This is a genomic window from Tissierellales bacterium (genome assembly GCA_035301805.1).
Classification (GTDB): domain Bacteria; phylum Bacillota; class Clostridia; order Tissierellales; family DATGTQ01; genus DATGTQ01.
Genome location: DATGTQ010000189.1, coordinates 1 through 7488, shown reverse-complemented (window position 1 = coordinate 7488; position 7488 = coordinate 1). Strand labels below are relative to the sequence as shown.

The 7488-nt window shown below is 30.9% G+C and carries 6 protein-coding genes; all 6 read left to right on the top strand.

The window, feature by feature from the left end; all coding sequences use genetic code 11:
• Positions 1 to 146: 146 nt before the first annotated feature.
• Entirely contained in the window at positions 147 to 1235 is a 1089-nt protein-coding gene (locus VK071_09900) for a zinc-binding dehydrogenase (GenBank protein ID HLR35618.1), read from the top strand.
• Positions 1236 to 1261: 26 nt separating this feature from the next.
• Positions 1262 to 3253 carry an FAD-binding protein gene (locus VK071_09895; protein HLR35617.1) on the top strand — a complete coding sequence of 664 codons (1992 nt, stop codon included), beginning with the start codon at positions 1262 to 1264 and terminating at the stop codon, positions 3251 to 3253.
• Between the two features lie 39 nt (positions 3254 to 3292).
• Positions 3293 to 3940 (top strand): DUF6198 family protein, encoded by a 648-nt coding sequence (locus VK071_09890; GenBank protein HLR35616.1) that lies wholly within the window; start codon positions 3293 to 3295, stop codon positions 3938 to 3940.
• A gap of 30 nt (positions 3941 to 3970) precedes the next feature.
• Complete coding sequence (locus VK071_09885) at positions 3971 to 4969, top strand: hydroxyacid dehydrogenase (GenBank protein ID HLR35615.1); 999 nt, start codon at positions 3971 to 3973, stop codon at positions 4967 to 4969.
• Positions 4970 to 5002: 33 nt separating this feature from the next.
• Positions 5003 to 5764 (top strand): sugar phosphate isomerase/epimerase family protein, encoded by a 762-nt coding sequence (locus VK071_09880; protein HLR35614.1) that lies wholly within the window; start codon positions 5003 to 5005, stop codon positions 5762 to 5764.
• A gap of 164 nt (positions 5765 to 5928) precedes the next feature.
• On the top strand, positions 5929 to 7488 hold a 1560-nt coding region (locus tag VK071_09875), incomplete at its 3' end, for a polysaccharide lyase family 8 super-sandwich domain-containing protein (protein HLR35613.1).

Sequence of the window (7488 nt, the reverse complement as noted above, 5' to 3'; positions counted from 1 at the left end):
CTGACAAATAAAAAGGTAGAAGTTTTAGACTCAAAATTAACTATTAGAAACTCAGTTATATAGTTAATAAGAATTCTAGAAAAATTTATTAAGTTAAATGCAATCGATTGTATTTAACTTAATTTATAGTCAAAAGGAGTGATATTTTGAAAAGTAAAGGTATGGTGTTAAAAGAATTTTTAAAACCTTTAGAAATGGAATATATAGAAATACCTAAGTTAGATAATGGTCAATTACTAGTGAAAATAGAAGCAGCTGGAGTATGTGGTTCAGATGTTCATATGTGGAAAGGTGAAGATCCAAGAACTCCATTACCAATAATTCTTGGTCATGAAGGTGTGGGAAGAATAGTAGAAATTAATGGAACTAAAGAGACAGTATACGGTGAGACTTTAAAAGAAGGAGATTTAATAATCTGGAATAGGGGAGTAACTTGTGGACAATGTTATGCATGTAAGATTCTAAGAGAACCATCCTTATGTAAAGACAGAAGAACCTATGGGATAAATATATCTAGTAAAGATGCACCTTATTTAAATGGCTGCTATTCAGAATATCTAGTTTTAGATAATAGAACAGATATTTTTAAAGTAGAAACGGAAATAGATCCAGCTATATTAGTATCAGCTTCATGTTCAGGAGCTACTATTGCCCATGCTTTTGATATGATGGATGGAATACTTGGACAGACTGTAGTTGTTCAAGGGCCTGGTCCTCTAGGAGTTTATAGTGTTGCCTTTGCAAAATATTTAGGGGTAAATGAAATTATAGTTATAGGTGGCTCCCAAGACAGATTAGAACTTTGTAAAGAACTTGGTGCTACTACAATTTTAAATAGACATGATACTAACCAAGAAGAAAGACGAGAAATAGTATTTAACAAGACTAAAGGATTAGGTGCTGATTTAGTAATAGAAGCAGTAGGTTCACAAGGAGTAGTTGAAGAAGGAATAAAGCTATTAAGATCTGGTGGAGAATATTATTCTACAGGATTTGCTCAACCAGCAGGATTAGAAAACATAGACTTTTTTAAGGAGATTGTAAGTAAAAATATTAAGGTTCAAGGCGTATGGGTAAGTGATACTAAACATACCCAAATGGCAATTGATATAGTGAATAAGAATAAAGAAGGCTTTGGTAAGTTGATATCCCATAAATTTTCATTAGACCAAGCCAATGAAGCTATAAAAGTAATGAATAATAAAGAAGCTTTAAAAGCAGTATTAATACCATAATTATCAAGAATAAAGGAGTTGGGAAATTGCTGAAGGATTGTATTAAGCTTAATGATATAAATCTGGATATTTATTCTGTAAATACAGTAGTAGTTGGAACTGGAGCTGCTGGTTTCAATGCTGCTGATCGAATATATTCTCTTGGACAAAAAGATGTAGCTATAGTAACAGAAGGAATAAATATGGGGACCTCACGAAATACAGGTTCAGATAAACAAACTTATTATAAATTAACATTATCAGGAGAAGAACAGGATTCAGTTTATGAAATGGCCAAAACCTTATTTGATGGGGGTTCCATGGATGGAGATATAGCTTTAACAGAAGCCGCTTTATCACCACAATGTTTTTATAAATTAATTGATATTGGAGTTCCTTTTCCTCATAATACCTATGGTGAATATGTAGGCTATAAAACAGACCATGACCCAAGACAAAGAGCAACATCTGTTGGACCTTTGACTTCTAAGTTTATGACAGAGAAACTTCAAGATCAAGTAATAGATAAGAATATCCCAATATTTAATGGTTATCAAGTAATTGGTATTTTAAAAGATGAATACAAAGAAGAAGTAGTAGGTCTTTTAACTTTAAATACACTGGAGATAAAAAAAGAAGATAAAAGATATGTATTATTTAACTGCACAAATATTGTTTATGCTACAGGAGGGCCAGCTGGAATCTATAAGGACTCTGTTTATCCTGAAAGTCAGACTGGAGCTTCAGGTATAGCTTTTGAATCTGGAATAAAAGGTAAAAATCTTGGAGAATCTCAATATGGAATAGCTTCAATAGATTTTAGATGGAATCTTTCGGGAACCTATCAGCAAGTTTTACCTAGATATTTTTCTACAGACAAAGATGGTAATGATGAAAGAGAATTTTTAGATGAATACTTTAGCTCTACTGGTAAAATGCTAGACGCTATATTTTTAAAAGGATATCAATGGCCTTTTGATCCTAAAAAAATAGAAAATGAAGGCTCATCTTTAATTGATTTACTTGTTTATAATGAAACTAAAATAAAAGGAAGAAGGGTATTTTTAGACTTTTTAAACAATCCTACTAATTCTGAAACAAATGGAGAATTAGACTTTTCTTTACTAGGAGAAGAAAGCTATAACTATTTAGCAAATTCAAAAGCTTTATTTGGTAAGCCAATTGATAGATTGAGACATATGAATCAGCCAGCTATAAAGCTTTACAAAGATAACGGTATAGATTTAGAAAAAGAACCATTAGAAATAGCAGTATGTGCTCAACATAATAATGGAGGATTAGCAGGAGATCTGTGGTGGGAAAGTAATTTAAAAGGATTCTTCCCTGTTGGAGAAGTAAATGGAACCCATGGTATATATAGACCAGGAGGAAGTGCTTTAAATTCTGGACAAGTAGGTAGTTTGAGAGCAGCCCAATATATAACCAACCAAAGAAAAGATTCACCTTTAAAAACTGAGGACTTTATGGCTAAGTCAAAAAATCAAATAATTAATATTTTAAAAATAGGAAAAGACTTTGAAAAAAACATAGGAGATACTAGTAATATTTTAGACTTAAGAAATAAAATGGGAAATCTTATGTCAGAAAACGGAGGTATAATAAGAGATTTAGAGAAAATATCAGATACTATAACTAAGCTAAAGGAAAACATAGAAAATGTAGCTAATATCCACAAACTAAGTTCTATAAATGAACTTCCCTTTGCTTTCCAAAATAGAGATATCTTTATAACTCAATTAGTATATCTCTCTGCTATTAAGGATTATATAGAAAAGGGAGGAAAAAGTAGAGGCTCTTATTTAATAGTAGATAGAAATGGAGATATCAATATAGAAGCTTTTAAGGGGAAAATTAAATTTACATTAGATGATGGAAAATTAAAAGATTTAATTCAAGAAACTGAATATAAGGATAAAAATATAAAATGCAGCTGGAGATCTGTAAACCCAATTCCTGAAGAAGACAATTGGTTTGAAAAGGTATGGTATGACTATAGAAACAATAAAATAATAATTTAATATCTTAAGAAATATAAGTAAGAAAATGGAGGGAAGATTTTGCGAAATGTAATAAAACGCTATGTACTTTTTTTCCTTAGCTTGGTTGTAATGGGGTTGGGGATTAGTTTAGTAACTAAATCAGATTTAGGTACATCTTCTATTTCAAGTATACCCTATGTACTTAGTATAATATATCCTTTAAGTTTTGGGGCTTTTACTTTTATATCAAATGTAACCTTTGTACTCTTACAAATACTAATATTAAGAAAGGATTTTCCTAAAAATCAATACTTGCAGCTAATAGTAGGACCTTTTCTAGGCTTATTTATTGATTTGGGGATGTTTTTATTTAAATGGATTTCTCCAACCTATTATTTAACTAAGTTATTAATACTACTAATAGGAAGCATAGTTTTAGCATTTGGCATCTTCCTCCAGTTAACAGCTGATGTAATTACAAATCCTGGTGAGGGAATTGTAAAAGCTATAGCAATTAAGACTGGTAAAGACTTTGGAAACGTAAAAGTAGTTTTCGACTCCATATTAGTGTTAATAGCAGGGATCTTTTCTTTTATTGCAAAAGGTAGTATTTTGGGAATCCGTGAGGGAACTCTTATTACAGCTATTATTGTTGGACCAATAATAAAAGGTTTTAGAAAACTATGTGATAGTGTGAAATGCAATATTATTGAGAAATGGTTTTAAAATAAATTAAAATTAAAGGAAGGTGAAAAAGTGGTTAAAGGATTATTTATTTTAGATAAAAAAGTCATTGATCAAGTTTATCCTCCAAATATAAAAAAGGAAATTGAAGAATTAGCAGATATTATAGCTTCTCCTCTTTCAAGAGATGAAGTATATGAAAATAAAGAGATTCTAAAAGATGTAGAAGTTATTTTTTCAAGTTGGGGCGGACCAAAACTTGATGCTGATTTTTTAGAAGCTGCACCAAATTTAAAAGCTCTCTTTTATGCTGCTGGGAGTGTTAAAAAAATTGTAACTGATGCCTCTTGGAAAAAAGGAATTAAAGTAATGAATGCAAATGAAGCCAATGCGGTACCAGTTGCGGAATATACTTTATCTCAGATTCTTTTTTCTTTAAAAAATGGTTGGCAGATGGTGAGGAAAGTAAGAAAAACTAAGACCTATCCTGATTGGCCTCATGCCAATATTAAAGGAGCCTTTGGAAGTACAGTAGGACTTATTTCTCTAAGTACTGTTGGTCGTAAAGTAAATGAACTATTAAAATATTTTGATATTAATGTTTTAGCCTATGATCCTTTTGTAGATGAAAAAGAAGCAAAAGAGTTAAATGTTGAATTATGTTCTTTAGAAGATATTTTTAAAAGGTCAGATGTTGTTTCACTTCATAGTCCATTATTAGAAGAAACAAAAGGAATGATAAAAGGAAAACATATTGCATCTATGAAAGAAAATAGGGTTTTTATTAATACAGCCCGGGGAGCTATTGTAAAAGAATTAGAAATGATCAATGTATTAAAAGAACGGCCAGATTTAACAGCTATTTTAGATGTTACTTATCCTGAACCTCCAGAAAAAGATTCTGATTTATTCCTTTTGGATAATGTTGTTTTAACACCCCATATTGCTGGAAGTGAAGGAGAAGAGACTGGTAGAATGGGAGCATATATGTTAGAAGAGTTTAAACGCTACCTTAATGGTGAAGAGTTGAAGTGGGAAGTAACTAAGGAAGCTTTTAAACATATGGCTTAATATAGGAAACTAGAATAAGAAAGGTGGGGAAAGATGAATAAAGGCGGTTTATGTTCAATAACTTTTAGAGAATTGTCAGTTAATGAAATAATAGAATTAGTAAAAAAAGCAGGTTTAAATGGTATTGAATGGGGTGGTGATGTTCATGTTCCACCGGGAGATTTTGAAAAAGCTAAAGAAGTAGCAGATGCAACTAAAAAGGCTGGTTTAGATGTAGTTTCTTATGGTTCTTATTATAGAGTAGGAATTCCTAATGATATTTCTTTTGAAACTATATTAGAAACAGCTGTTCACTTGACGGCTCCTTCTATTCGTGTTTGGGCAGGTAGATTAGGTTCAGCTAAAGCAGATGATACTTATAGAAAAAATGTTGTAGAAGATGCTCAAAGAATTGCTGAATTAGCTAAAGAACATAATATTACAATCCATTTTGAATACCATGGTCGTACCTTAACAGATACTCCAGAAAGTGCCCTAGCTCTAATGAAAGATGTTAATCATCCTAATGCTAAACTATATTGGCAGCCAGCCGTTGGGGAAGCTGTAGATAAAAGATTAGAAAGTATTGAGAAAGTGAAACCTTGGTTATCACATATTCATGTATTCCACTGGGATGAATTAGAAAAATTACCTTTTAACCAAGGAATAGATGAATGGCAGCAATATATAAATGCTATTAACAAGTCAAAAGGAATAGGCAACAAAACAAGATACTTCCTTATGGAATTTGTTAAAGACGACAATCCACAACAATTTTTAGAAGATGCTAAAGTACTAAAAAAGTTGTTAAACTAGTGAGTCACTAGGGACGGTCCTGACTGACTCACAATCTGAGTCGCTGGGGACGGTCTTGATTGACTCAAAAAGTGAGTCAATAGGGACAGACTTGCATTCTCACTTAAGTTAGACATTGGATTAATCAGTTTTTCATAAAATTTTATTTTCTAGGGGGTTAAATAATGAAAAAATGCTTAAAAACATCCATATTGTTATTAGTAGTTGTTTCAATGATGTTTTCTTTTAGTGCTCCTCATATTGTTAGGGCAAGTGAAGTTAATGAAAACTATGAAACAGAAGATGATTTTGAAAAATTAAAAGAATCATATACACAATATTTAGTAGGAAATGAAGAAATTAATAAAAGTGGACAATTGGACTCTAAAATAAATAATATTCATAAAACTGCATTTAATAGATACAATGCTCTTCTTCCCGAAGAAGATAGAGAAATTAATAATAAGAAAATGTTATTTAAAAATATGGAGTTGGGAGAAGACTTAAATAATTTAAGTAGATCCTTTTTATATTTATATGAAATATCCCTTGCAACGAAAACATATAAAAGAGAAAATTTAAGTGGAAATAATTTTTATCAAGATAAAGATATTATAGAAGATGTTATCCATGGTCTTGAATGGTTATACATAAATGCTTTTGAAGATCAGGAAAACGGTTATTATGGGAACTGGTATCAATGGGAAATTGGTATGCCAATGAATATTACAAAAACTCTTATGTTATTAGAAGATGAAATCAATGAAATAAATCCAGAATTAATTAACAAATATATTGATTCTATGGACCAGTATTTAAGGAATGGAAAAGATGGTGATGTAGACTTAGAATCTAGATTCCATACAGGAGCAAATTTAGCAGATATAACAACAAATAGGATTATTCAAGGTGCTCTTTTAAAAGATGAAAATAGAGTAATTACTTCTATAGACAATTTAATGACGGTATTTGAAACAATAGACCCAAATAATATAGTTAATAATAACACTGATGGATTCTATGAAGACGGTTCATTTATACAACACCATAGAGTAGCTTATACAGGTTCATATGGCAAAATATTATTAGATAGAATAGTACAAGCTATGAGAATACTAGATGGAACTAAATATGATAGGAAAGATGTACTTGTTCCAACAGTTAAAGATTGGATATATAAAGGTTTTTCACCAGTGATCTTTGAAGGTTATATGATGGAAATAGTTAAAGGAAGAGCAGTTTCAAGAACTGCTACAGGTTATCGAGATGTAAGCACTGTAATAGAAGCCATGGTGCAAATAAGCAATTTTTTAAATGAACAAGAAAGGGCTGAATTGCAGTCACATTTAAAGTATACTGCTAGAACCATTAAAACAGATTTTACAACAAATTCCTTTAATTCTCTTGAAGCTATAGTGCAGTTTCATGAAATTGATAATGACTCTAATATTGAACCTAAAAGTGCATTAAATTTAAAAGATCATTATGCATTTAATATTATGGACAAAAATGTTCATGTAAGAGATGGCTATGCTTTAGCAGTATCCAGAAGTTCAGATAGAATTAGTAAATATGAATATATGAACGGTGAAAATTTAATGCCTTGGTTCCAAGGAGATGGAGCTTATTACTTATATCTTTCAGGAAGAAATCAAGCAGAATCTTTTGGTGCAGAGTATTTTACAACAATAAGTCCATATAAATTACCTGGTACTACAGTTCCTATAGAGACAAGAAAGACAATA

Excerpts from the sequence above, each read along its gene's own strand:
- VK071_09880 (HLR35614.1), top strand. The coding sequence starts at position 5,003 with ATGAATAAAGGCGGTTTATGTTCAATAACTTTTAGAGAATTGTCAGTT.